Raw genomic sequence first — 895 nt, 5'->3', positions numbered from 1 at the left:
GCGCCGTTGTACTTCACCCTGAGTGACGGCAAAACGGTCATCACCGTTCCGGCGAACGGCACCACCGGTTCGATTACCGTGACCGCGCCGGACAACGTCTACACCGGCACTAATCCACCGGTCGAGCAGAGCCTGCAGGCGGTCAGCGGCGCTGACGCCTGGAAGTTCGAAAACCTGGTTCTGGATAAGACTCCAGTCAGCACCACTGTCACTGACGAGCCGGGTACCCCAGGCAACGAAGGCGATGTGGTCAAAGTCACCATCACCGCCGATCAAGTCTCGGTGGCGGAAAACGTCAAACCGACCTTCACCGTTCACATCAACACTGCCCTGGCTCACGATCTGGTCGTGACCCTGAGCAACAACGCTACCGTCACCATCAAGGCTGGCGAAACCAGCGCGCCGTACACCCACGACGCGCAGGGCGACGACGTTTACAAAGACGCTGGCGAGATCTCGTTGGGCATCAAGTCCGCGGTCGATGTCGATGGTCGTGCCTTCGAAAACCTGCAGCTGGGCGACGCGGCATCGGTCAAAGTCACCGATACCACTGACGACGTCATTGCCAAACTGACCGCCACCCCATCGGTCACCGAAGGCGGCGAGATCACTTACACCGTCACCCTGACCAACAAAGACGGCTTGCCGATCGATAACCATGCGCCGTTGTACTTCACCCTGAGTGACGGCAAAACGGTGATCACCGTTCCGGCCAATGGCACCACCGGTTCGATTACCGTAACTGCCCCGGACAACGTCTACACCGGCACTAACCCACCGGTCGAGCAGAGCCTGCAGGCGGTCAGCGGCGCTGACGCCTGGAAGTTCGAGAACCTGGTTCTGGACAAGACCCCGGTCAGCACCACTGTGACCGACGAACCGGGTACCCCAGGCA

1 protein-coding gene is annotated in these 895 nt (G+C 60.4%); it reads left to right on the top strand.

The window, feature by feature from the left end; all coding sequences use genetic code 11:
* Positions 1-895, top strand: an 895-nt coding sequence (locus AC5PZ0_RS28240; RefSeq protein ID WP_493856207.1) for an immunoglobulin-like domain-containing protein, incomplete at both ends; no start/stop codon positions are given.

Source organism: Pseudomonas sp. 5.2, assembly GCF_059025405.1.
The sequence above is the reverse complement of the archived record's forward strand: the minus strand, read 5'-3'. Positions and strand labels throughout refer to the sequence as shown.